This window comes from Pedobacter chitinilyticus (assembly GCF_003313385.1).
Classification (GTDB): Bacteria; Bacteroidota; Bacteroidia; order Sphingobacteriales; family Sphingobacteriaceae; genus Pedobacter; species Pedobacter chitinilyticus.
On the sequence record NZ_QMHN01000001.1, the window covers coordinates 975,263 to 1,001,507 of the forward strand.

General features: G+C 38.5%; 16 protein-coding genes. 2 read left to right on the forward strand and 14 right to left on the reverse strand.

The annotated features are described in order from the left end of the window. Positions 1–242: 242 nt before the first annotated feature. Genes DUT70_RS04180 through DUT70_RS04215 form a run of 8 tightly spaced genes read right to left on the reverse strand, consistent with a single transcriptional unit; the run spans position 243 to position 12,747 of the window. Positions 243–1,859: a glycoside hydrolase family 43 protein gene (locus tag DUT70_RS04180; protein ID WP_113646019.1), complete on the reverse strand. Its 1,617-nt coding sequence runs from the start codon at positions 1,857–1,859 to the stop codon at positions 243–245. A 15-nt stretch (positions 1,860–1,874) separates the two neighbouring features. Continuing rightward, positions 1,875–3,347 carry a pectate lyase gene (locus tag DUT70_RS04185; RefSeq protein WP_113646020.1) on the reverse strand — a complete coding sequence of 491 codons (1,473 nt, stop codon included), beginning with the start codon at positions 3,345–3,347 and terminating at the stop codon, positions 1,875–1,877. Positions 3,348–3,355: 8 nt separating this feature from the next. Beyond that, positions 3,356–4,309, reverse strand: coding sequence for a pectinesterase family protein (locus tag DUT70_RS04190; RefSeq protein WP_113646021.1), 954 nt, complete (start codon positions 4,307–4,309; stop codon positions 3,356–3,358). A 35-nt stretch (positions 4,310–4,344) separates the two neighbouring features. Next, complete coding sequence (locus tag DUT70_RS04195; protein WP_113646022.1) at positions 4,345–5,313, reverse strand: pectinesterase family protein; 969 nt, start codon at positions 5,311–5,313, stop codon at positions 4,345–4,347. After that, positions 5,313–6,068: a rhamnogalacturonan acetylesterase gene (locus DUT70_RS04200; protein WP_113646023.1), complete on the reverse strand. Its 756-nt coding sequence runs from the start codon at positions 6,066–6,068 to the stop codon at positions 5,313–5,315. Before DUT70_RS04200 ends, DUT70_RS04195 begins: the two co-directional genes overlap by 1 nt. A gap of 60 nt (positions 6,069–6,128) precedes the next feature. After that, complete coding sequence (locus tag DUT70_RS04205; protein ID WP_113646024.1) at positions 6,129–7,718, reverse strand: DUF5123 domain-containing protein; 1,590 nt, start codon at positions 7,716–7,718, stop codon at positions 6,129–6,131. 11 nt (positions 7,719–7,729) lie between these two features. After that, positions 7,730–9,541 (reverse strand): RagB/SusD family nutrient uptake outer membrane protein, encoded by a 1,812-nt coding sequence (locus DUT70_RS04210; RefSeq protein WP_113646564.1) that lies wholly within the window; start codon positions 9,539–9,541, stop codon positions 7,730–7,732. Positions 9,542–9,552: 11 nt separating this feature from the next. Then, a complete protein-coding gene (locus DUT70_RS04215; RefSeq protein ID WP_113646025.1) occupies positions 9,553–12,747 on the reverse strand; it encodes a SusC/RagA family TonB-linked outer membrane protein in 3,195 nt (1,064 codons plus the stop codon). Positions 12,748–12,980: 233 nt separating this feature from the next. Here DUT70_RS04215 and DUT70_RS04220 point away from each other — a divergent pair, with 233 nt between their 5' ends. Next, positions 12,981–13,991 carry a LacI family DNA-binding transcriptional regulator gene (locus DUT70_RS04220; protein WP_113646026.1) on the forward strand — a complete coding sequence of 337 codons (1,011 nt, stop codon included), beginning with the start codon at positions 12,981–12,983 and terminating at the stop codon, positions 13,989–13,991. A 1-nt stretch (position 13,992) separates the two neighbouring features. On the opposite strand, the gene DUT70_RS04225 is transcribed toward DUT70_RS04220, so the two are convergent. Next, entirely contained in the window at positions 13,993–14,421 is a 429-nt protein-coding gene (locus tag DUT70_RS04225) for a nuclear transport factor 2 family protein (RefSeq protein WP_113646565.1), read from the reverse strand. An 89-nt stretch (positions 14,422–14,510) separates the two neighbouring features. Next, entirely contained in the window at positions 14,511–14,942 is a 432-nt protein-coding gene (gene mscL, locus DUT70_RS04230; protein ID WP_113646027.1) for a large conductance mechanosensitive channel protein MscL, read from the reverse strand. A 133-nt stretch (positions 14,943–15,075) separates the two neighbouring features. On the opposite strand from mscL, the gene rpoN reads away from it, so the two are divergent. Beyond that, positions 15,076–16,551 (forward strand): RNA polymerase factor sigma-54, encoded by a 1,476-nt coding sequence (gene rpoN / locus DUT70_RS04235; RefSeq protein WP_113646028.1) that lies wholly within the window; start codon positions 15,076–15,078, stop codon positions 16,549–16,551. 2 nt (positions 16,552–16,553) lie between these two features. Here rpoN and DUT70_RS04240 read toward each other — a convergent pair whose 3' ends face one another. The 4 genes from DUT70_RS04240 to DUT70_RS04255 form a co-directional block, all read right to left on the reverse strand. Continuing rightward, entirely contained in the window at positions 16,554–17,573 is a 1,020-nt protein-coding gene (locus tag DUT70_RS04240; protein ID WP_113646029.1) for a PorP/SprF family type IX secretion system membrane protein, read from the reverse strand. Continuing rightward, the gene (locus DUT70_RS04245; protein WP_205529725.1) at positions 17,573–21,499 is read right to left on the reverse strand and encodes a PKD domain-containing protein; all 3,927 of its coding nucleotides are present in this window, start codon (positions 21,497–21,499) and stop codon (positions 17,573–17,575) included. The genes DUT70_RS04240 and DUT70_RS04245 overlap by 1 nt, the downstream gene beginning before the upstream one ends. A 209-nt stretch (positions 21,500–21,708) precedes the next feature. Then, a complete protein-coding gene (locus DUT70_RS04250; RefSeq protein ID WP_113646031.1) occupies positions 21,709–22,677 on the reverse strand; it encodes a PorP/SprF family type IX secretion system membrane protein in 969 nt (322 codons plus the stop codon). Then, a complete protein-coding gene (locus DUT70_RS04255) occupies positions 22,674–26,201 on the reverse strand; it encodes a PKD domain-containing protein (protein ID WP_113646032.1) in 3,528 nt (1,175 codons plus the stop codon). Before DUT70_RS04255 ends, DUT70_RS04250 begins: the two co-directional genes overlap by 4 nt. Positions 26,202–26,245 lie beyond the last annotated feature (44 nt).

A 26,245-nucleotide genomic window follows, 5' to 3' on the forward strand; every position in this document is an offset into this window, starting at 1 on the left:
TATGCAAACGTTCCCAAATGATGGGTTGTAAACAATAAGTTACAGCTGAAACATTTTGAATTATTTTTGAAAAGTGAGTTCCAACCTCTTTTGAACTAGCGGCCCTGCTTTCGCTCATAGTCCTCGGTTTCGCCAAGCTCAACCTGTGGGCTAATCCGCTCAATCAGGTTTATCATTGAAGTTATTAGCTTTTGGCATTTAAACAAGAAAGTAGACCTACAACATTTAGATTATCTCTATATTTAGTTAGTCACCCTAAACCAATCAACATCAGCATAACCACTATCATTGGTTTGTTGCTCACGAGTGGCAAACAGGCCCATTTTTGCGCCAATCCATTTACCAGGAGTAGCTTCAAAAACATCGTCAATAGTCGTAAAAGTGTGACCATCTTTACTATAACTAAATTGGCACTTGGCCCCTTTGCTTACCTTTACCCTCAAGTAAATATCTTTGCCATCTAACTTTAACAAAGTTCTCTCTACTTCGGCTTTGCCTTTATCGGCATTCTTACAAACCGAATAAACAAGGTATAAGCCATCTTTTTTAGACTTTAACGCTAAATAGGCATAGCTCAATCCATAAACAGTTAGCCCTACTTTCTCATTCTCTAATTTGGGATTTACTGTAAAAGTAAACTTGGTAGTTGCTGTAAATTCTTCTGTCGGAAATTTCTGCATTAAAATATTGGGTACTTCCCAAAGGTTTTTAGCACTATCTGGAGTTTTAACGGTATACAGTCTCAAACTACCTTTGCTTATATTTAAAAACGACCAAATGGCTGCTGGATTTGCTTGCCATTGCCACTGCAAGCCAAGTGCAGCCCCATTAAATTCATCGCTTTCTGCTGGTGTAAAAATGGCACTTGCTTTGGCAACAGTAGGTTTTTTATGAATCAATACTGGTTCTCCAATTCCATTGCCATCATGATCTATTCCAATTACTGGCCAGTTGTTAATCCATTTCATCGGTTGTAAATGCACTACTCGTCCATAAGCATCCTTATCCTGAAAGTGTACGAACCAGTCTTCGCCATTTGGCGTATTAACCCAAGCTCCTTGATGAGGACCATTAATAGGTGATTTACCTTGGTCCATCACCACTTTACGTTCATAAGGTCCGTATACGTTTTTGGAACGCAATACCAATTGCCAACCTGTAGAAACACCGCCAGCTGGAGCAAAAATATAGTAGTAGCCATTCCGTTTATAAAACTTGGGACCTTCCAAGGTCGGATCCTGCTCATGTCCATCAAACACAATTCTACCTTCGGTAATGGTTTTATCTCCAGCAGCATTCATTTCTTTTACCACAATAAGGCTTTTAATACCCGCTCTGCTGCCTGCATAAGCATGTACCAAATACACTTTACCATCATTATCCCATAGCGGACATGGATCAATCAAACCTTTTCCAGCTTCTACCAATATAGGATCCGTCCATGGTCCATTAATACTTTTTGCCTTGGTTAAATAAATTCCAAAGTCAGGGTCGGGATAATAGATGTAAAACTCATTGTTGTGATAACGTATGGCTGGTGCCCAAACCCCATTCCCATGCTGTGTTTTAGCAAAATGTTCAAACGGTGGCTGACGTTTTAGCGCATGACCAATCAATTTCCAATTCACCAAATCTATCGATTCTAAAATAGGCAAACCTGGTATGGCATCAAAGCTCGAAGCAATCATATAAAATTTATCACCTACCCTTATCGCATCAGGGTCAGAATAATCTGCATCCATCACAGGATTTTGATAAGTTCCGTTTCTCAAATCAGACACCCAAACTTTTGAAACTTCGTTTTGGGCAAATAGATTTAAAGAAAGGGCTACGAATAGGATTACGAATGTTTGCTTCATTTTATGATTAAAAGTCTATTTGTACTGTGCTTCGGTAATGGCCTTGATCAAACTATTGATGTAAACCTCGATGTTGTCGTATGCAGAACTTAAGTCTCTACCATTGGCATTGGCTTTGTTCGGGTCTAGCTTATTGGCAATCTCCCAGTCATCTGGCATTCCGTCACCATCGGTATCTTTTAACACAGCCGTTTGGTTTAGCGTTGGCCAACTTCCCACATCGGTTTGTGAGTCGATAATTCCTTTGAAACCCGTTTTAGAGCCATTGTAAGTTACCGTTCCATTTTTCACTTCGTTGGTTACCCTCGTATCCACCGCATCACGTTTGTAACTTGCCCCAGCGTAAAGCAGTACCATATTGTAAGCCTGCTCTGCGGTATGTATGGTGGTTGGCTCTGCGGTAAACGGATTTGTTTGTTTGGTCAGTGCAAAATTAGCTGTACTCAATCCCGAGTTCCGATCTACGCCACCATTCCAATTATCGGCTGTTACGGCAGTGCTGTTGGTTACTACGTTGCCTGCCACATAAAACTTGCCGTAGCCTGCACCGTAAGTGGCTACATCAGGCTCCATATATAGTTCCAAAATGCGGTTTCGTTTGCTCGAAGAAGTGCCTGGCCCCGCTTTATAATAATTGTTAACAATGTTATACTCACCATTTTCTCCACCATAGCTACTGTTTGTACCCCAGTTATAAATCACGTTGTTACGATAATCCACTTTGTCGATGCCGAAGGTACTTTTTCCAGTTCCTGCCCTACTTCCGCCATCAAATCTTGGGTTACGACTGTTATGGTGTGCTAGCAAATTATGATGAAAAGTAGCACTTGAACCACCCCAAATCGCACCGTAACCGTGATCATCTTTCTCATGAAAAGATTTATTAAGGCTTTCAGATAAGATACACCACTGCATGGTAAAGTTTTTATTCGCATAAAATGACGAACATTCGTCAATAGACCAACTCATTGAGCAATGGTCAATCAGAATGTTTTCTTTCCAACGCCCCCAAAGCGCATCTTGCTCATTCTTTGTCAAATCGCCCATACGGAAACGCATAAACCTGATGATGACATTATTTGCATTCACGTTCATTTCATAGTTTTGGATACATATCCCATCACCTGGGGCAGTTTGTCCAGCAATGGTTAAATCGCCATTATTGATTTGTATTTTGCTGTTGAGCACGATGTTTCCAGAAACTTCAAACACAATAATTCGAGCGCCAGTAGCAGCAATAGCTTCCCTTAAACTCCCCGCACCAGCATCATTCAAATTCGTCACTTTAATGACTCTTCCACCTCTACCGCCAGTGGCATTTTTACCATAGCCTTCGGCTCCTGGAAATGCGTAAGGGGTTTCTTGTACCTGCACGGGTTTATCATCTCTAGTTACAGGATCTTTCTTCACTGCAGGCGCTTCGGTTTTTTTTGAGCAGCTTAACAAGGCAAAAGCGCCCAGTAATAGGTATAATTGATTTCTTCTCATTTTTCTATTTATTTAGTTTCTGGTAGCCATTTGTTACTACCTGAGAAAATGTTTTTAAGGGTATATTTTTTGAGTTCTTTTTTACTGAGTTGGTGCGACCAATTAACCCTTTGCCCAGCAATGTAACCTGGGCCAAACGAGCCATATTCTGCATAATAGCTTCGTTTATGGTTATCGTTTTTATTCCATGGACTCCAGCCTTGCGGTAAAATATGGTCGCCCATTTCGGTATTAATAAAAACTGTTTTAGCGAAAGGTCGCCAAGGCCTACCGAGGTAAACTTTCTTAAATTCAGGTGCTGCAGTAAGCTTACAGTTGAAAAAAACGAAGCCAAACGCTTGATGTGCTGTAGTGGATGCTGCTGTGATGTAAGAATTCTTTTTACTATGGATGTGACAATGTTCGAAAACTACGGTTGCCGCCCCGAAAATAAAATCTGTAGTGCCCTCAATGTAGCAATCCACATAATATTGTCTACTGGTATCTGCCGAAGGAAATAGCGTATCTTGGTTTCCGATAATCTTACAGTTTTTGATGATTACCCGATCTGCTTCTACATGCAAGGCTACCGCTTGTCCCACTGGACCTGCACTATTTTCGAAGGTTAAATTTTCTGCTACAAATTCATTTCCTTGCACTAAAACCGAATGGGAAGTATAAGTATTAATGATTCCTTTCCCTGAGTAGTCATCATAGGTGATGATCGTATGGTCCTTGTTTTCTCCAACCAGCCTAATCTTAGTTTTCTGTGCTGGGATCACCAATTTTTCTTTGTAAACACCAGCTTTGACATAGATGTTGACTGGCACATCGCTATAATCGCGAACAGCCATTACCGCTTCTTGAATAGTAGTGTAATTTCCGCTACCATCTTTGGCAACTTTTAATTCCTTGGGATAATCTTGTGCTTTTGAAGCCAAAAATCCAACAAGACAGCACCCTAAGAAGATAAATTTTTTCATACTCTAAACAGATTTTATTGCGTTGGAGTGACGGATTATTCCATCGGTTTCCAACCGTTAAAAATTTTCTCGAGCGTATAGTTTTCGCTTACTTCTTTTGCGGTAAGCTGGTGTGACCATTTAACACGGGCATTGTTGTTTGCTCCCAAGCCTTTGCTTTGATACTCGGCGTAGAATGATGTTTTTTCTGCATCTGACTTATTCCAATTATGCCAGCCTTCGGGTTTGATCTGTTTCCCTAAATCACAATTGATGAATACCGTTTTAGCGTACGGACGCCAAGGTCTGCCTAAGTAAAAGGAATTTTCTGGTGCATCGCCGTGAATACGAGTATTGAGAAAAACATAACCATATTGGGTGCTATCTGGTGTAGATGCTGCCGTAACGTAACCCGCTTTTTTGCAGAAGATTTCGCAATCCTCGAAAACAGCGGTAGCGGATCCAAAAATGAAATCCACCGTTCCTTCAATGTAGCATTTGTAGTAATACTGCCTACTAGCATAACCATACGTGTAAAGGGTATCTTGAAAGCCTAACATTCTGCAATTGATAAACCGAGCTTTATCGCCAGCGACAAACAACGCTACCGCTTGACCTACCGGACCTGCCGTGTTTTGAAAAGTGATGTTCTGTGCGGTAAACTGAGGACCGTAAACATAAAAGCTGGATGAACCAGAAGTGCCCTTCTCTTCACCAAAGATGTTTTTCTTTTGTGCCCAGTCATTGTAGGTTAAAATGGTATTGGCCACACTTTCTCCAATTAAAGTGACTAGGTGCTTGGATGAAGAAAGATTAAGTTTCTCTTTATAAACACCATTTTTGATAAAGATGGTTGTAGTTGCTTTCCTAAAATCGGGTACTGCGTTTAGGGCTTCTTGTACGGTGGTAAAATTACCAGATCCGTCTTGAGCCACTACAAAATCATATGCAGTTTTAGGTTGTGCAATCGCCGAAAAGCTACAGCACCATAAAACCACCAAACTACATATCCACCTTGTATTCATTACTTTTTAACGATTGGTTTTACCACCTGATTAGCCAAAGGAAGTTTAAGATTTTTGATTTCCTGAAGTACAATTTGTGCTATTTTTCTGGCACCAAGCTCGCTAAAATGGGTATTATCTACTTTCCCTTCTGGATAATTTGGATGCTCATTAGCTTGCAATTGTAGAAATAGCAACTTGGAATTTTCTTCACCCATTTGCTGATAAAGCGCACGACTTTTTTCATCTAAATCAATTAACGGGACGGTCAGTTTTGCAGCAATTTCTTTTACCAATGGAGTGTATTCTTGATGGGTTTCAAGTGCTTTTCCTTCTTTGTCAAATTTCCTTCTTGATACGGGTGTAATTAAAATTGGCGTAGCTTGTTTAGCTCTAGCTTCATTCACAAACTTGGTCAAATTTTCCTTGTATTGTACTGGCGTGGTATAACGATCTACTTTTTCTTTGCTTTCATCATTATGTCCAAATTGGATGAACACGTAATCTCCTTTTTTCATTGTGGATAAGGCAGTGGTCCATAAACCTTCACTTAGAAAAGTGCGGGTACTTCGCCCGTTTTTTGCCAAGTTATTTACCGTGACGCTTTGATCGAAAAAATAGGTAAAAGGCATGCCCCAACCTGTTTCGGGATAGGCTCTAGTTAACTTATTGGCCGCCGTAGAATCTCCGATAATAAAAACCGTTGTTTTATCTTCCTTCATGGGGAATAAAAATGCGAATAAGAAATAAGAAGCTAAAAGAAAATGACGAAACATAAATTTGAAAAAGAATTAAAAAAAGATGGGGCTTTGAGCCCCGTCTTTAAAAATGATCACCTACAATCTCCATCTTGGATCACCTGCACTAGCTTTACCAGCGAAAGTATCATCCTTGATTTTGAAATTAGCCGTTGCTGGAGCAGTAAATAAAGCTGTACTCGTTCCACCATAAGTATTTACTCCTGGAATGGCATTTGTTGAAAATGTAACATCAGATGCTTGATAATTATTCTCCAAAGTTGCCGTTGTACCGCCTCTGATACCTCTTCCAGTATTTGCAGGAGAATAGGTCTTTCCTAAAATATTATTTTTGAAAGTATAAGATGTAGAAACTATTTGAGCATTATAATCAATTAAGTATCTAGCATCACCTACGATATTATAGAAGGTATTATTTTCCACCGCTACCGAAACCGAAGGCGCCGAATTATGCAATATTAATCCGTAACCAATATTAGAAAATGTACTATTAGTAATGGAAATGTTGTTAACCTTACCTGTAGCAACATTCGTGTTAATAAATGCATAGGCCCCGTTACTTCCGTTGTTACTAACATCATCAACTATACATTTATTTACTATTATTTTATTTATCGTAATGGTGGCAGTACCTTGTAATCGCATTGGAGTATTAACTAAGTTTCTAATGGTACAATTTTCAAAGGACACTTGCTCCATAATGGAAGCGGCACTTTGATTAATTAAATACTGACGTTTAGTACCTGTAACGTCTCCATTGGCATAACCCGTTAAATCTACGTTTTCGAAGTGAAGCTTACCTCCTATAGAAGGTAATGTAATTAATGAAAATGAAACAATTGGCTTTACAGGTCCAGCTTCCCCAATGATACTGATGTCCAGTCCAGCTGGTAGAACTACCGTTAGATCCGAATTGTATTTAGTGCCTTGTAGAATTACGAATCTAGTGCTGGTAGTAGCTGCTTGAATTTTAGCAGCCAAGTCATCTGTTGCAGTTACGTAAACTACATCTGCGCCAGTTGGCAGGTTTGGAAGCGTAGTGAAATTTTTAGTTCCTCTTACAGCCGTATTATTTAAAATAGTCGCAGTATAAGTAGTCAAAGGAGATAACCCAGTAACCACTGCTTGTCCAGCCGCAATTTCGCCAGTTGTTAAAACTTTGGTGATATCACCAGGCATTATTTTTATACTTGTAACTGTAGAGGCTGCTGGCCAGTTTAATGTAACCGAATTAGGAGTTAACTTGTCGGATGTGATATCTTGAAAAATCTGCTCTGGCTCTGTTTTAAACGCAATATTTACCCATTTAGAATCGCTAGAACCATCGTTACCTATAGATTTAATTCTTGCATAATACTGTGTATCTCCACTCAGGTTTGTAACTGTATAAGTTATTAATGTATTTGCGATGTTTGAAATAGTACGCTCAGGCGTCCCTGTATAATCAGCTGTTTTGTAAATTTCAATGGTATAAGATTTTGTATTCTTAATTTTCTCCCAAGTAAACACAGCATTAACCTTACCTGAAATGACCACCTTTAAACCACTTACGGCAAATGATCTGGCAAAAGTTGGCTCAACTTCTTCCAGCTCATTTTCTTTACAACCACTAGCGAGTAACAAAACTGCCAATGCAATATTAAATATGTTTTTAAAATTTCTTTTCATTGTCAGTCAAATTAAAGTCCTAAATAGCTGTTGTTTAGCTTACCATCTGAAGCTTCTAAAAACACTTGCCAAATAGGCCAGTGAGGCTGTTTACTTGGTTGTTTTACGTAAAGTGCATTCCAAGTTTCTACCGAAGTTCCAGATGTAGTTGAAGAAAGTTTCCAGTCTACCGCGGTGTAACCAGTTTTAGCAGCACCAATAGCATCTGTATCTCCCTTATCTAAACCGTAAATATCAATGGTTTCATTATCAGCATTTAACTTCCAATATACTTTTGTTGGCCATTGAGCATAATTATTCACTTTATTATGCAAATCCTGTAAGTTCGCTCTATTAGTCGCTAATGCAGCATCTAATATATTCCAACGAATTAAATCTTGCTTTCTAATCATTTCACCCACAAACTCTAAAGCTCTTTGTTTCATGATTACATTTTCTAGGAATTGCTGTTTATCACTAAATGAAGCAGCATAAGTCATATATGCTGCTGCTTTTGCAGTATTATTTCCATAAGCTCTATCCACAATTTTCTTTACTTGAGGAAGTGCAGCTGCAGGACCATCAATTTCGTTAATTGCTTCTGCTGCCATTAAAATCACGTCCGAAAAACGCATCACCATCCAATTGATTCCGTCATCATTTGTAGAAGTTACTCTTCTTGTCATCCATTCATAACGATATTTTCCTAAATACATCGTACTCAATGTAGACACCTTTTGAACAGCGGTAGTAACTGTAGCTGCGCCCCATCCGTATGGTGTAACACTAACGTTTCTACGCGTATCTTCCTTATCATATTCATACCAAACTGCAGGATTTGCCAATACTGAACCACCACGAGCTTGAGCGGTATATTTATCAACACTGGCATGGTTTACACCTAAATCAAATATCACCCTACCTCTACCTTCTGCAAATGGAAGTTCCCACATTGATTCTTGGCCCGCAGTAGTGATCTCTTTACATAAGTTTTGGAATACTGTTTGGAAGCTAGGTAACAAGACTCCACGATTTTCATTAATTAACGCCAAACATTCATCTTTAACGATTTGGTACATTTTACTTTTCGTCAGTTCAGGATCGTTGCTTAAACGTGTGGTACCATCTAAATGCATATTGTAACCACCAGCCATTAAAGCGATGCGAGCTCTTAATCCCTTAGCAAAAGCCTTATTAATGTTCTCTACGGTACTAGTTCTTGCAGTTGCATTTGGCCAAGCTAAATATTTTTCAGCTTCAAATAAATCAGCAAGAATTTGTTTATAAATAACATCCATATCAGATCTAGGCAAGTTCAAGGTTGCGTTAGTTACGGGCTCAAATCTAGCTGGTACGTTACCCCATCCTTTAATTAAGTCCATATACATAAAGGCTCTTAAGGTTAATACTTCTCCATAAAGCTGAGCTAGCTGCGCATTGTTATCTATATCGCCATAAGCTTTAAACCCTCTGATTGCTAAATTAGCACGTTCAACACCTGAATATAACATGGCGTATACATTTGTACTGGCATTCATTTGAGTGTTATTTACGTTGGTATTATAGTTGCCCATACGCGATTTCTCGGTAGTAAAAGAAGTAATACCCGATAAAATCTCCGTATCTGTATTAGAACCATAAAGTGCAATATATCTACCTCTATATGAATTAGTTTCCGCAAACGTCTGCAAAATACCAGTGATTACACCCTCAGCCAAACGAACTGTAGAATATAATTCTTTATCTTCTATCGAAGATTTCAAAGGAGCATCCAGTGCTCTTTTACAGCTGCTTAACATCACTAATGCAGCTAAAAACAAAACTATAAAATTAATTTTTTTCATTACGCTTCGCATTAAAAGTTAACATTTAAACCGAATATAACCGACCTACTTCTTGGATATGCCGAGTAGTCAACACCAGGTGTTAAACCTGTACTCCTTCTGGTTGAAACTTCAGGATCGTAACCTGAATAGTTTGTCCAAACAAACACATTATTAACAGAAGAGTAGAATCTCACTTTTTTCAAGCGAATCTTATTTGTAAGACTTGTAGGCAAAGTATAACCTAAAGTTACTGTCGAAAGTCTTAAGAAAGAACCGTCTTCTATTGCCCAATCGGACAATACATAATTAGTGTAAGGTGACCATAAAGTAGTATTAGCATTCATCGCGGTTAATTCTGCAGGATCATTACTAATTGTTCCGTCACCACGAAGATTGGTCCACCTGCTTCCAGAGGCCATTTGACTAATTAAATTCCTGTAGCTAGTGTTTCCAGTCGAAGTATATTCAATCTTGTTTGCATTGTATACATCGTTACCATAGCTCCAGTTAAAATAAGCTGCGAAGTCGAAATCAAACAAACGGCCCGTTAATGAGAAACCACCAGTATGTTTGGGCAACGCGTTGCCAATAATTGTTCTATCGCTTGTATTTACTACACCATCACCGTTAATGTCTACTAGTTTGTGTTGTCCAGGTCTAATGTTACCCACTACAGAACTAGAATTTGGTATGCCTGTTTTTAAAGTCCAAGTAGAACCACTTACACCAGAGAAATCAGAAACTTCGTATCTACCTGCACTTTTGTAACCATAGATTTGACCCAGTGACATTCCTGGTAATACTTTATAGTCTTCACCAATTGCTGTTGAAGCCCAACCAGAAGTTCCGTTGATATTTTCTATAGCTCCTAAAGAAACCACTTTGTTTCTATTGAATGAAATATTAGCGTTGAAACCAAGGTCAAAGTTTTTCTTTTGTATTGCACGGTAGTTAACACCAAGCTCTAAACCTTTATTTTGAGTTTCGCCAATGTTTCTATATTGTGTTTCGTAACCTACCCCTGTAATTGGATAAAGTACTAACAAATCTTTCGTGTTGTTTAAGTAAACATCAGCAGTAGCTGTGACTTTGTTATTAAATAACCCAAAATCTAAACCAATGTTACGAGACACGGTAGTTTCCCATTTCAAATCTGGATTGTACATAATTTTGCCTAACGACCAAAAATTGGATGCTCCGTTAATCCACGATGTAGTGGAGTTAGAATAAGCTTGTAATACTTGTCCAGTAGGGATATTATTATTACCAGACTCGCCATAACTTGCTCTTAATTTCAAATCAGACAACCACGATTTTGTACCAGACATGAAATCTTCCTGAATAATTCTCCAAGCCGCTGATACAGAAGGAAAATACCCCCACTGGTTACCTGGCGCAAATTTGGAAGAGCCATCTGCTCTAAAAGCTACGCTCAACAAGTATTTGCCTTTGTAATCATAATTTGCTCTACCAAAAAACGATAATAGTTTATCATCTTGAGCAAAAGCATTATCAATAGAAAATGGCGTACCTAATGTTGTAAAATGACGAGTGTCATCAAAGCTAAAAGTTGTTGGATAACCATGAATTACATTTGTAAGGGTAGAATTCTCAACCTTCAAATACTCCTGTCCAATTAAAGCAGTTAGGTTGTGATCACTTGGCAAAAGCTTTCTGAAATTATAGTTTAAAGTATTTGTGTTTCTTAAAGATATTCTTTGTGAATTTGCTATCGTTAAAGCAGGTTGATTTTGATTTAATACCCCAGGAACATTTCTCACGTAATACGTAGTGAGTCCATAAAAACGATCATTGGTATTATTTCCAACTTCGTAACCTACGTCTGATCTAAATTTTAAATCATTGTTGATATCATAACTTAATGCACCAGTGAATGTATATTGTCTACGAGTAACTAACTGATCATTGTCACTAACAGCCGTAGTTGGTGTATACAAATTGAAATCGTCCTCAATGTTATCTGCGGTAGTTAAACCTGGTACCGAAAAAGGTGGATATAGTACCGCATATTTTAACCGGGAGTCTGCGGAGGAAACTTCTTTTGTTTCATTAGCGCCACCGCCATTAATTTTAGAATCTGAGTAACGTAGACCTAAATCAATCGAAAGCGACTTATAGATTTTATGATTTAATTTAAAGTTGATGTTTTGACGTTGAAAACCTGACAACATCATAATCGCCCTATCTTTTACAAAATTGTGGCTTAAGCTATATTTAGTTTTATCACTCCCCCCCATGATACTTAAATTATGGTTGATTGTGTTACCTCTACGGCCAAAAACAATATTCTGCCAGTCATTTGAGGCAATATTTTGATACATATCCATGTCTTCATAAGCACCAAAATAATCAGTATAACCAGATAAAGAACCTGTGCCAGGTGTGATTAATCTTTCATGCTCATATTGCCATAAAACATAATCAGCAGGCGTTAATACATCCAAAGTATTTGCAATTTTTCTAAAACCACCAAATAAATTATAGGAGATGCTCGTTTTACTATCTCGTGAGCTTTTAGTGGTTACTAGAATTACTCCGTTTGCGCCTCGAGATCCATAAATTGCTGTAGAAGACGCGTCTTTTAAGATATCAATACTTTCAATATCCTGCGGTGCAATGTCAGATATCGTATTCACAGGAAAACCGTCAACGATATACAGAGGCTCGTTACTCTGAGTAATAGAAGATCCTCCCCTAACACGAACATTAATCTCAGCATCTGGTGATCCCTCAGTAGTAGCGATGTTAACACCAGCTACCCTACCTTGAATTGCTTCTAAAGCCGAAGAAACTGGAGCGGCTGCTATGGTTGCTGCCCCTACGGAAGAAACAGCACCAGTAATAGCTTCCCTTTTAACAGTACCATAACCGATGTTTACAATTTTTACCTCATTAAGTGTTGTTGCACTTTCTTCTAAAGCCACATTTATTTGACTTTTAGAACCAACTATTTCTTCAAGACTATTAAAGCCAATAGAATTAAAAACTAAAACAACATTTCCAGTGGATGGAACTGCAATTTTATATATCCCATTAGCATCGGAAGATACAGCATTTTTGGTTCCTTTAATGGTTACGGCTACGCCAGGAATTGGAGATCCAGTAGCCTTTTCGGTTACTTTCCCTGTTACTGACCTCGTTTGCGCATGCGCTAATTGGATACCCATAGCCAATACACAAAAAAACAGTAAGATTTTTTTCATACAATATGGTTAAAATTTGGTTATATGCGAAATGGGTTTAGAGCCATCTCTTAACAATTCTACAACGTTTTTTTAAGATATAGCGCTGATGAGTAGCTATAAATTTATGCAATCGTTCCCGACAACGTTGCCAAAATCAAGCAAAAATTATATCTTTAGTACAATGAAGAAATAGTACTATTTTTGAGATACTTATTCAACATCACAAACTCCGTAATTTTATATCACAACGCATGTTCGAGCCCGTAACCATAAAAGATATCGCAAAAGCACTTGGTCTGTCTACTTCTACTGTTTCCAGAGCACTTAGAGACACGTACGAAATAAGTCCAGCCACAAAAAAATTGGTTACAGATTATGCAAAGCAAATTGGCTATAAACCCAATCCTATTGCTTTAAGTTTAAAGGAACGCAGAAGTAAGTCTATTGGCGTAGTGGTGAGCGAAGTAGCCAATAGCTATTTTTCACAAGCGGTAGATGGCATTGAATCCATTGCCTACGATAAAGGTTACCATGTTATCATTTCGCAAACGCATGAATCTTACGAAAGAGAAGTGATTAACGTAAACCATTTAGCTTCCAGATCAGTAGATGGGCTTTTAGTTTCCCTTTCTTCACAAACTTCGGACATTTCACATTTAAAATCTCTACACGATAAAGGTTTACCGATAGTTTTCTTTGATCGCGTAGCGGATGAGATTGTAACCCATAAAGTAATTGCGGATAACGAAAAAGGTGCGTTTGAGGCCACTGATTATCTGATCAAATCAGGTTATAGAAAAATTGCTCACCTTACCAGCTCCAGTTACCTCTCTATTAGTATAGAACGTTTGTCGGGCTATAAAAAAGCTTTAGCGCATCATGGAATTGAATTTAGGGAAGATTATGTAAAATACTGCCCTCACGGTGGAATGCTTTACGAAGAAACAGAAACAGCAATTAAAGAATTATTGGCGTTGAAAGATAAACCTAATGCCATTTTTGTGGCTGGTGATAGGTTAAGCACGGGTTGTTTAAGCGTATTTAAGAACTTGAACGTAGCAGTTCCTAATGATATGGCAATCGCTGGTTTTAGTAATTCGGATGTATTGGATCTTTTTAATCCTTCACTTACTTCGATAAGGCAGCCAGCGTATGAAATAGGCCGCCTTGCTACCGAAATGCTACTTAAAATAATTGAAGCAAAATATCCTATCGAAGAGTTTGAGAAAAAGGTTTTAGATACCGACCTCTACATCAGATAGTTTAGTGAGGCAATTTAAAAGCCTGTCTAGCCAATAACTTCCAATCTTTACCCTGTAGCTGCCAAACTAACAAAATACCAAGGTGAACTTCTCCAGGTTTACCGCCATCGTTGGTTTTAGCATGTAATTCATGACGTACTACCCCTGTACTGCCTGTAATCTTAACGGTTTGATTGGCTAAGTCAATGCTTACAAAATCAGATTTACCACTGGCTATGGTTTCTACAAAAGTGGCTTTATCTTCTATTTTTCCACCAGAATGACCGTAGCTTAAATCATCAGCGGCAATATCTTCTAAATCTTTACGATCGCCACTAACCATCGCAGCTTTCATTTTTTCTACAGCAGTTAAAAGATTTTGCTCTGCCTTATTTTGGGCAAATACGTAGGTGCTAGACATCAGTGCAAGGATTAAAACAAGTTTTTTCATATCATTAACGTAACTTTTGGGCATAAAAAAACATACCCTTCATTTTTCATTTCAACAAAAAAGAAAGGTATGCTTATTCTAAATTATTCTTATTTATTTTTTAGTAAGTCTCTAATCTCACCAAGTAAAATTTCTTCTTTAGATGGTGCTGGTGGAGCGGTTGGAGCAGCTTCTTCTTTTCTTTTCAGGCTATTTATTCCCTTAATCATTAAAAAGATAACCAAAGCTAAAAGTAAGAAATTAATGGCTACTGTAATGAAATTACCATAGGCGAAAATAGCTGTTTCTGGTATTTTACGTGCTTCTTCTAAAGCCGTATTTACAGGCACATCTCCTTTTAGTACGATGTACAACTGGCTAAAATCAGGCTGCCCAATAATGGCTGAAACAATTGGCATCACCAAATCCTTCACTACGCTGTCGATAATTTTACCGAAAGCACCGCCAATGATTACACCGACAGCTAGGTCCATTACATTGCCTTTTATGGCAAACTCTCTAAATTCTTTTACAAATCCCATATAAACGTGTTTTTAGTTAGGTATTTAATTTTTAGTTATCGTAAACTTACTGAAAAGAAGATTAATTAATCAAATTAAACCAACAAAAATCTAAAGCATTTGTTTATTTTTGGAACTCGAATTCATCCCAAATATGCTAAAACAACATCTTCAGCAAAAGTTATTACAAAAACTATCGCCTCAACAAATTCAGTTTATCAAATTGTTGCAGGTGCCAACGGTAGCTTTAGATACTCGCATCAAAGAAGAATTAGAAGAAAATCCAGCGCTTGAGGATTCGAGTTTAATGACTTTAGACGAACCTAAAGGTGAATATGACGACCTACAGGACGATAGAGACGACTTTGACGGCGATAAAGGTGAAGACACTGGTATGGATGAGTTCAATGTAGATGATTATCTACAGGACGACAGCACCAACGATTATAGCACTTCGTATAACAATGGCGACGATGAAGAAGACAAGAAGGAAACACCTATTGCCATTGAAACTACTTTTTTTGAAAGTTTACAACAGCAATTGGATTTAGTTCCCTTATCTGATCAAGATTTTATCATAGGCAAACAGATTATTGGCAGTTTAGATGACGATGGTTACCTACGCAGACCAATCACCTCTATGATTGATGACTTGGCCTTCTCACAAAATGTGATGGTGGAAGAAGAGGATGTCTTGGAAATGCTGAAATTGATCCAAAGCTTTGATCCTGCTGGAATTGCTGCCAGAGACTTACAAGAATGCTTGACTTTACAGTTAAAGAAAAAAGACGCTAACAATCCTTTAATTAAAAAGGCAATTGAAATTGTAGAGCATCACCTTGATGAATTTACCAGAAAACACTACGATAAGTTAGAACGTGCCGTTGGCCTTAATAGCGAAGAGCTTAAAGAAGTAGTTGCCGAAATTTTACGCCTAAATCCAAAACCAGGTGATTCAAATCAGGTAACAACCAAGCAAATGCAAATCATTCCCGACTTCCATATCTCGAATAATGATGGTGTTTTGGTACTTACTTTGAATGCTAGAAATGCCCCTGAATTAAGGGTAAGCCGTTCGTATATGGACATGTTTGAGCATTACGACAAGGCTTCACAAAAAGATAAGAAGATGAAGGAAGCCGTTCAGTTTGTAAAGCAGAAGCTTGATTCGGCTAAATGGTTTATTGATGCGATTAAGCAAAGACAGCAAACCTTGCTAAAAACCATGAATGCGATTATGCACTATCAATATGATTATTTCCTAACCGGTGATGAACGTAAGTTAAGACCAATGATCTTAAAGGATATTGCAGACAAGATTGATATGGATATTTCTACGGTATCAAGGGTAGCTAATTCGAAATATGTACAAACCGAGTTTGGTACTTTTCTTTTAAAATCTTTCTTCTCTGAAGCTATCCAAACCGAAAGCGGTGAAGAGGTTTCTAACAAAGAGGTAAAGAAAATATTGGAGGACTGCATTGGAAAAGAAGATAAGCGTAAGCCTTTGGCCGATGAACGTTTAACGGAAATCCTGAAAGAGCACGGTTACAATATTGCGAGAAGAACAGTAGCTAAATACCGTGAGCAAATGAACATTCCAGTAGCTAGATTAAGGAAAGAACTTTAAGATTATCTCCAGGTTCTACCGCCGCTAAACACCTGATAAACGTTATTTAATTGGAAGCCCAGTACAATTTCATGGCTACCATTAGAAACGGTGTTCAATTCAGAAACCGTAAAATCATAGGCATAGGTTAAATTAAGGAATCTTTTAAAATTGATGCCCGCCATTGCCGAAAAGGAGTCTGATTTACGATAGCTACCACCAATCCATATTTTATTTTTGTAATCGAGCTTAAGATTCAGATCAAATGAAATCGGTAATCCTTCTACCCTTTTCACCATGAATGACGGGATGGCCGAAATATCCTCATCCACAAAAAGCTTGTAGCCAGAAGTTAAAAAGAAATGCGGTACAGATTTCCCTGTACTATAATCAGCGCTACTGGTAAAGGCTAATTTTTGCGGCAAAATTTGCTGTGATGAAATACCAGCAAAAAATCTGGCACCATAATACCAAACACCCATGGATAAATCTGGCTTAAACTGACTTACCACTGCACCTGCTAATGCTGGATCATTGGCATTTTCCAAAGTAATTTGTTTCATGTCCAAAGCAATGCGGCTCACTCCAGCGTAAACTCCTACCGATAAGTTATTTGTTCCGCTCATTCGAAGGTGGTAAGCATAACTAACACCTGCATCAATTCTTGAAATAGGACCTGCCTTATCTGAAACCATCATCACGCCTACGCCGTGGTGAGCTGGAGAGGCGGTATAGTTTTGCAAATAACTTCGGCTCATCGGATCATCACCTTTCTCTGGAAGCGATAAAGGATTGCCCCAGAGGTAATCATCGCCTAAGCTCCAATGTGCCGACAGAAATGAAGTCTTGGGCGCATTCTCTATACCCGACCACTGAGAGCGATGTCCCACTTTAATGTCAGCATAATTCTCTGTGCCGCTTAAAGCTGGATTTAACAAATAATTATTGAATATGTATTGCGTGTATTGTGGTCGTTGTTGGGCAAACAGTTGAGTCGCAACCATTGAAAACATTAAAATACAGGTAGATCTCTTTAAAAACATTATCTAATAATGGTAAGCGTGCCAGTGATTGGCTTTTTGCCGACTGCTAAATTAATAATATAATAATACACTCCAACAGGTAGTGGATTATGGTTATAAGTTCCGTCAAATGGCTTAGTATATCCTTTACTTCTAAATACATTCTGTCCAGCCCTGTCAAAAATCTCTACAGTTGCTGCTGGGTAGCTGTCTATATATTTGAGATTCCATTCATCATTGATCGCATCTCCATTTGGAGTAATGGCACTAGGAACTTCTAAATTTTTAAGCAGCTTTACAAACACCTCATCGGTTTGTACGCAACCTTTTTCGCTAGTCACAATTAACCGATAAAGCATATCTTCTGTTGGATGAACTACAGGGTTCAACACATCATCTCTATCCAAACCAGTAGCTGGTATCCACTTATAGGTCAGGTTCTTTCCAAAACCAAATGCAGTAGCCGACAAGGTAGCCATTCCACCTTCTAATACTTTTTTATCTTCTCCTGCGTCTACGGTTGGCGTTTCATTTACCGTAATACTTTGCGTTTTTTGCGCTTTACATCCATTGGTTACTTCATAGGTATAAGTAATTTGATGCACCCCAGCGCCAGCTCTTGCGGGACTGAACAATCCACTAGCGTTAACCCCCTCTCCGCTAAAAGTACCTGTACCAGGCAGTCCATTTTTTTCTGTAGCCAATAGCTGAACACTAGGTGCTTCCAAGCAAATCTCCATGCTTTGATTAAATTCTATTTCTGGGAAAGCATTTAAGGTAATGGTCTTTTCTACTGTTGATACACAAGTATTTCCTGAATAAGCCACCATTTTAACCACATAACTTTTACTAAAAGGAGCACTAAAAACTGGATACTGATGGGTGTATGATTTTGGATTAAGACTAGAACCAGGTGAAAAGTCACTTTCCAGTTGACTTGGATGATTGGCAAAGTCGTAATACCAATCAACTCTGGTGATGTTTCCAAAAGCTAGGGTCGTTTTATCTTCAAATACTACAGGCGTTTGGCTACAAAGTTTATTGGCATCTTTAATTTCAAAATCAGCATGAGGCACTGCACCTTCCACATTAATTTCCTTGGTGATTGTTTTACTACAACCAAATGGTGTCTTCACAGTTAAGGATACAGTATATTTACCCACTGAAGTATATTTATGGGATGGACTTAACGATGTGGAAGTATTCGGATTCTGCGCATTAGCATTTTGATCTCCAAAATTCCATAAATAAGTAAGTGAGGCATTTGGAACGATATAGCTCGACAAGTTATCGAAATTTGCTTGTCCATCTACCAAACATGCGGTTTGAAGATCAAAGTCTACTAAAGCATCTGGATATAGGATAATATTTTTGGTTTCTTCGCTTACACATGCGCCGCCAGAATAAGCCCTCATTTTAACCACGTAACTCCTTGATGGCTCACCTATAAAGGTTGGATATTTAAAATTGTATAATTTAGCGGCATCCGTTCTCAAATTCGGATTTTCGTCTACTTCATCTGGTGTAGTTTTATTCGCATAGTCAAAAAACCATTCTATCTTGGTGATTTCGCCAAAATCAACAGTGGCTTTATCTTTAAAAACTACTGGACTATTACTACATAGAGTATTTTGATTTTCAACCTCGAAAGCAGCTTTAGGTACACTGCCATTTACTCGAAACTGCTTTCTTACCGTTACGGCACAGCCACTGGCAGACTTCACCGTTAAAGTAACTTCATATAATCCAGTGCTGGTGTAAACATGTGATCCGTTACGAAGCGTAGAAGTATTAGGTCTTGCTGGTGTGGCATTTGCATCGCCAAAATCCCATAAATAGGTTAACTGTTCATTAGAGGTGATGGTTGCTTTATTGGTAAATATCGCACTTCCGTCGGCAAGACAAAAGTCTGGCAAATCGAAATCAACAATAGGTAAAGTATTTACATTAATCCTTTGTAAAACAATACTTTCGCATCCAAATTCTGATGTAACCGTTAATTTTACTTCATACTGACCAGCAACGTCATAAGTATGTACAGGATTTTCGTCTGTAGAAGTTTTGTTATCACCAAAATCCCACAACCATTTGACCAATTGACCATCTGAGGAGGTCGACTGATTTTCGAAGGTAATCACCTGTTGTTCGCAAAGTGCTGTAGGCTTGGCAATAAATTTAGCAACAGGTAGCGCCAATACACGAATATCTTTCGAAAAAACGTCTGAACTACATCCATTCTCAGTCGACACAATTAACTTCACCGTAAACACCCCTGGATTAGCAAAAGTATGCTTGGGATTCTGCTCCGTAGAAACTGGGCTTCCGTCTCCAAAATCCCACATCCATTTTTTGATAGCCCTATCCGTTACATTTGAATTACTTGCGTCGGTAAATGCAACCTCATTTCCTAAACACGATTGTGCTGACGTGGTAAAGTTTGCCGTTGGCTCTGGGTCTACATTAAAAAGAAATTCGAAATCGGCACTACTGCCGAAACAACTATTTGAATTTACCGCAAAATATCCTGTTGCTTTAATTACTTTTTGTCCTGCAGTGGCATAAGATTTATTAACAGGTGCAATGTAATCATAAAGTGTTTCTCCATTTACAGTTCTCATTGTTGGGCTTGGCGACACGTCATCGTAAATAGGCGTTCCATCATCAAATTGCCACACCAAACGGGTCAGTAAATATGGCATGGTGATTTTGAAATCGGCGCTTTCGCCTATACAGGCATTGCTATGCTCTTCGTGACTCGTTTTGCTAATTACTGTCAAATATTGATTGGCAGCTAAGCTTGTTCCTGCAGAATACCCGTATGACTCGGCATTTCCAAACCCATAAGCAATGGCGTTAAAACCTTCATCGGCACTTAGCGTTAAACTTTGATTGTAAACTTGAATTTGTATATAGGAATAAGCTGAGTTTGTTGGAAAAAGTTTCCATGTACCATTGGCAGGCACCGCTCCATTCACTTTAAAACTAGCTCTACTGTCGGTTTTGATGACCACGTTAATATACTTTTGCTGAATAGCCTGTTGATCGGAGGAGAACAACGTAATTTTGGTGATGCTAAACTCCACGGGGTTGAGCAAAATCATATCGGGATCTCCGATCAAATTGCCGCCTGTGATGGAAGAGCAGTTTTGAGTTAATGAATATTGCGCTACACTGATTAATTTATCAGCAGTAATGATGGTACCTTCAGTTAACAATCCTGTTTCATAAAATTCTCCTTTGTTCAGTGTAACTACTGAACCATCAATGTTTATTTTAGTATTATTTTCCTGGGCTAAAACCCTCACAATGCATCTTCTATTAATAAATGGTGCAACAGCATAGGTTTTGCCCCAGCTATTGGTGGTATACAGCTGCTGTAATAAAGGATCTCTGGAATTGGTACATTGGATATTTAGCGAGGTACTTCCCGAAAAAGCTGCAAATCGCTTACATTGTGAAGTAGTTTCATCTACTTCTACATACACCCCCGTTAAATCAGTAGAAGCGGGGCCTAAATATTCATACACATCGCCCGCTTTTGCTAAAGTGATGGTTCTTATCGTACCATTTTTTTCTGTTAAGCGGAGTGTTGTATTGTCCTCTGCTGCCACCAATACCAAAAAGTTACGACCATTGGCATCTTGCCGATAGTTCATGGAGTAATACTTTTGCCCCAGAGCTTCAAATGGAATAATCAATGACGCCGCAGATCTAGCTCCTGCGTACACGTGCCCGTATACAGCTACCGCGGGTTGGCCAGCCGTTACTTTAATGTGTATCCCTCTATTGGTTAAGTTTTTATTGGCATCGGCTGTTTCTATATACGAATCAGCCCTAGGCACGGCAAATACCACCACGGTATTGGCAGGAATGGCTTTAGTTTCAGTATAAGCACCACAACTAACCGTAACTTCCGAAGTTCTTTTAGAAGTAATAAAGATATTCATATTCGCTAGCTGGTTGCCGCTAGGATCATGTGTCGGAAAAACCGCCCAAAAATCAGTTCCTTCGTTAGATATATTTTGTGCCCGCAATTTTTCAGCTAGGCCGAAATATAGCATGATCAATAGGCAGAAGGAACAAATAGGCTTCATTGTTAAACTAACATAACATAGATGTTAAGTTATTAATAAAACCTAATAAACCAATAGCTCATTTAAAAAAGAAGTCTTAGAGAAATTTCATGTGAGCCAGAAGAGGCCGTCCGTAACTGCGACGTAGTATAATCATAAGCATAGCCCACTCCTACTATTTTAGCAATATTAAAGCCTACATTTCCAAAAAAAGCATCATTTTTACGATAACCGCCCCCTACCCAAAAAATATCTCGGTAGGCAAATTTCAGATTCAAATCAAAAGCTTTTGGCAATGGGCTAACCACTTTTAACATTACCGAAGGGGTTAAAGAAAAATCATTACCGATCCAGAATTGATATCCGCCAGTTAAAAAATAATGTGCTACTTCTTTTCCCGTATTAAAAGCACCATCAAAAGCCAATTTGTTTTTAATGATTTGTTGCATAGAAGCACCGATGTAGTAATTCGCAGAATAGAAATACACACCTGCATTTAAATCGGGCGTAAACTTATTGATTTGTCCAGCGTTAGCCACTACTGGATCACCTGGCTCGTCAAAAATCAAGGATTGTGCATCTAAACCTAATCTATTCAAACCTAATCCAACGCCTACCGATAAATTAGCCCTATCGCCTATGGCCAAATGATAGGCGTAAGTGAAATTGCCGGTCATACGGTTTAAGGGCCCAGCTTTATCATTAATAAACAACGCGCCAAAGCTATGATGTGGCATAGAAGCCGTGTAGTCAAAGCTATCGTCTCTAGTTTGTGGTTCGGTAACGCCTAAATCATTTGAACGATAATTAGCCATATCACCTCCAAAGGAAATAGGCATACTGAAACTTACATAACTGGTTTTCGGTGCATTTTCTAAACCCTGCCATTGCGTACGTAGGCCAAATCTCAAATCCTTACCACTATTAAGACCTGTTACCGCTGGATTTAACACCGACATATTTTGTACATATTGAGAATAGTGTGGGCGTTGTTGGGCAACTGCTGTAAACAACATCAGGTTTAAAAAGATCAAAACAGCTAACTTTCTCATCTTAAAATAGTCACTGATCCTGTATATTTTTTACGGCCATTATTAGGCTCAATAATGTAGTAGTAAACACCTACAGGCAAATCGGCTCCATTTAACCGTCCGTCCCAAGGCGTATCATAAGGCGAGGCTTCGAAAACCTTTTGTCCATACCTATTAAATATAGAAATAGTGCCCTTTTCAAATGTTTCTAAGTACTTAATATTCCAAGTATCATTCTTGCCATCTCCATTGGGACTAAAAACATTAGGTACACTTGGATTTTCGTGTACCGTTACCAGATATTCATACACCGATTGGCAGCTATTTGAAGTAACGGTCAAGGTGTATCTAGTAGTTTTGGTGGGATTTGCAATCGGATTTAAAATGTTGTCAGCACTCAAACCTTCTGATGGTGCCCATTTATATTGGTTATTGCTCCCTGTTGCTATAGCTTCAATAAGTTTTTGTCCACCCAATAAGATATCCATATTTGGTGGCAGTGTTACCTTTGGAAGTTTATTTACAATAACATTGATATTTTTTTCCTCTACGCAACCGTGAACTGTGGTAAAAACATACTTAATATTGAAATTACCAGGGCCACTCAATCTAGGACTAAATACTCCAGTACTGGAAATAGCGGCACCACTGTAAGCAAAACTTCCAGCTACGGCATTTTCATCTGTAATCACCAGTTGAATAGGATCTGCTGTTTCACAAACGGGCGCAATATCAGCAACTTTTAATATAGGTGCTGGGTAAACTGTAATCGTAACGGGTGCGCTTTCCGTAAAACAAACCTGACCTGAATAAGCCCTCATCACTATTTTATAGTCTTTCTGCACCGATAGGCTTGGATATTTATGCAAGTAGACTTTTCCTGCAGTTGGATTTTCATCCGTAACCACTGTATTTAGTCCACCACTTTCATAATCGAATATCCATTCAATTTTACTAATCTTTCCAAAGCCAATACTGCTTTTATTTTCGACGGCAACCTCTTTATTAGCACATAAATTTTCCAGATCTTTCACATCAAAAACGGCATTCGGGCTACTCCCACTAATCACTACTTGTTTGGTAAACACCGTAGCGCATCCTTGGTCGGTAGTACCTATTAAAGAGATGTTATACGTGCCTGCTGCATTAAATTTATGGGTAGATTTTTGTTTAATGTCTTCTGTTAGATTGCTAACTCCATCACCAAAATCCCAGCGCCAAGCTACAAAATTGCCTTTCACAGCCGTGGCCTCAAACTGAACGATGTCATTCACACATGAACCTGGATCCTTAAAAGTGATTTCTGGGTTTTCGACAATGGTGATGACCTTTACAATCGTGTCAGCACAACCGCTCGAAGAAACTGAAATTAACTTCACATTATAGTTACCTGCAGCCTTGTATTTAGAAGTAGGTGATTGATCCGATGAGTTTGGCTGTCCGTTCCCGAAATCCCAAGTTTGACTAGCCACATTGGAGTTTGCTGTGGTAGTTTGGTTCACAAACTTAATCTCACTGTCAATACAAAAAGGCCCAACCGCAGTAAATCCCGACTTTGGAGCGATAATGATATCGATGTTTTTAGATACCGATAAATTACAGCCCATGTCAGTCACTACCCTTAACTTTACCGTTTTAGTTCCATAGCTTGCGTATTTATGAACGGGGTTTTGTAAGCTAGATTTCATTCCATCACCAAAGTCCCATTCCCAAGCGGTAATGTTCCCACCAGTTCTGGGCGACGCATCAGTAAATTGAATATCGGTATTGATACAAGCCTGTACAGGCGCATTAATTTCTGGAGAAAAAATATCAAAAACTGTAAAAATCTCCTCATCTACCGCACAAATTGCCGAAGAAGGTTTCTGTATCAATGCCCTTATCGCATAGTTACCAGCCGTAGCAAAATAAGTAGGCGGTATCGTGTACTTGTATAAATAATAGGTTTGCCCATCTTCCACTTGAGTGGTATAACTAGGGGTATTAGTTACTTCGGTTTTAAGTCCATTATTCAAGTTCCAAGTAATCTTATCCGTTACATACGGTAATTTCAATACAAAATCTAAATTGGTACCCAAACAAAAATTACTAGCGGCAATATTACCCCCATTAGGAAAAACCTGGATGTTACTTTTGAGGTTTTTAAGATCTGTACCAGCCAAATAAGCATATGACTCTACAGAGCCATAACCATAAGCAATGGCTACAAATCCGCCGCTGGCAATTAAACGATGTTGGTCGCTCGAATTGGTTACATCTACCACAGCATAACTATATTCGCTATTGGCAATAGGCTTAAACAAACTATTAATCGTACTTCCATCCAGCGTAAAACCTTGAATATCGGCTGTTTTAATGATGATATTTAAAAAGTATTTAGAGATATTGGTATTTACCCCTGTAACACTATTCAATCTTGAATAAACCGCAATATCTTTTAAAGTTTGTTCGATAGGATTTAAAATGGTCATTTCAGGATCTCCCAAATAAGGCCCACCTTGTCCAGATTGTGCACTGTTGGCCAAATTACAAGTTTGAGAGGTTTGATATTGCGCTACTGCAATTGGCGACGATGCCTTGATCACATTAGGAGAAGTCGTGTAAAAGGTAATAACACTTCCTTTTTGATAAGGATTTGATAGAGGCGTACCATTGACAATTGTAGTACTTCCATTTACATTTACCGTGGTGTTATCCTCTGCTACAATAATCTTAATGATATCCGTATTTCCATTTAACGTATTATAAAATGGTGCCGATACAAAGTTCTTGCCCCAAGCTGTTACAGGGAACAATTGCTGAAATAAATTATCACCACCATTTGGAGCTCTTGAATTTCCCAACTCACAAAAAGCCGACCAAGTAGTTCCTGAAAAAACGGCAATTGGCGTACAACCAGTAACCGCTTTAACCAAAGTTCCAGTTAAATCATTAAGAGATTGGAATTGATAAACATCACCTTTGTTTAGGGTAATTTGGTACTTTACATTGGCTGGTCTCTTCCCATCAGAACTGCTTTGCGTAGGCGTAATATCTATTAGGGTACCGTCCTTAATCCCAACAATGGCAAACTGAGAATACACAGTAGCACTTGAATTTCCTTTGTTTTGCTCTGAAAAAACATAGTATTCCTGTTCCAGCGAAGCCGTAGGCAATACCAAGGTAGATCCTGTTCGAGCATTATTAGAAATTACACAGTATAAAGAAATAGGCTTCGCCGAAGTAACGTTAATTCCCCTATCTACCTCTTTAAAGTTAGAGGAACCAATATAAACGCTGTGTTGGTTAGGATTAATAAAAACTGGTGTAACCACATTAGCCGAAATACTTCCACTAGAGATAACCTTTCCTCCCGATTTTACTTCATACGTAGTATTCACATCAGATGACAGAAACAAGGTCATCCGAGAAACCAAGCCATCAACATGGCCTGTATAAGCCAACCAAAAGTCAGTACCCCTGTTGGAAGTAGATTGAGCGCTTAAATTGACAGGAATGAAAAGCAGTGATATAATAGATATCACGAACAAAAGCTGGCTTTTCATTTCAGCTTAAAATAAGAACGTCTAGCGGATATAAAGTCTTCATT

Bases quoted from the DNA above. Each gene is read 5' to 3' on its own strand.
- DUT70_RS04180 (WP_113646019.1), bottom strand. From the start codon at position 1,859: ATGAAGCAAACATTCGTAATCCTATTCGTAGCCCTTTCTTTAAATCTA.
- DUT70_RS04185 (WP_113646020.1), bottom strand. From the start codon at position 3,347: ATGAGAAGAAATCAATTATACCTATTACTGGGCGCTTTTGCCTTGTTA.
- DUT70_RS04190 (WP_113646021.1), bottom strand. From the start codon at position 4,309: ATGAAAAAATTTATCTTCTTAGGGTGCTGTCTTGTTGGATTTTTGGCT.
- DUT70_RS04195 (WP_113646022.1), bottom strand. From the start codon at position 5,313: ATGAATACAAGGTGGATATGTAGTTTGGTGGTTTTATGGTGCTGTAGC.
- DUT70_RS04200 (WP_113646023.1), bottom strand. From the start codon at position 6,068: ATGTTTCGTCATTTTCTTTTAGCTTCTTATTTCTTATTCGCATTTTTA.
- DUT70_RS04205 (WP_113646024.1), bottom strand. From the start codon at position 7,718: ATGAAAAGAAATTTTAAAAACATATTTAATATTGCATTGGCAGTTTTG.
- DUT70_RS04210 (WP_113646564.1), bottom strand. From the start codon at position 9,541: ATGAAAAAAATTAATTTTATAGTTTTGTTTTTAGCTGCATTAGTGATG.
- DUT70_RS04215 (WP_113646025.1), bottom strand. From the start codon at position 12,747: ATGAAAAAAATCTTACTGTTTTTTTGTGTATTGGCTATGGGTATCCAA.
- DUT70_RS04220 (WP_113646026.1), top strand. From the start codon at position 12,981: ATGTTCGAGCCCGTAACCATAAAAGATATCGCAAAAGCACTTGGTCTG.
- DUT70_RS04225 (WP_113646565.1), bottom strand. From the start codon at position 14,421: ATGAAAAAACTTGTTTTAATCCTTGCACTGATGTCTAGCACCTACGTA.
- mscL (WP_113646027.1), bottom strand. From the start codon at position 14,942: ATGGGATTTGTAAAAGAATTTAGAGAGTTTGCCATAAAAGGCAATGTA.
- rpoN (WP_113646028.1), top strand. From the start codon at position 15,076: ATGCTAAAACAACATCTTCAGCAAAAGTTATTACAAAAACTATCGCCT.
- DUT70_RS04240 (WP_113646029.1), bottom strand. From the start codon at position 17,573: ATGTTTTTAAAGAGATCTACCTGTATTTTAATGTTTTCAATGGTTGCG.
- DUT70_RS04245 (WP_205529725.1), bottom strand. From the start codon at position 21,499: ATGAATATCTTTATTACTTCTAAAAGAACTTCGGAAGTTACGGTTAGT.
- DUT70_RS04250 (WP_113646031.1), bottom strand. From the start codon at position 22,677: ATGAGAAAGTTAGCTGTTTTGATCTTTTTAAACCTGATGTTGTTTACA.
- DUT70_RS04255 (WP_113646032.1), bottom strand. From the start codon at position 26,201: ATGAAAAGCCAGCTTTTGTTCGTGATATCTATTATATCACTGCTTTTC.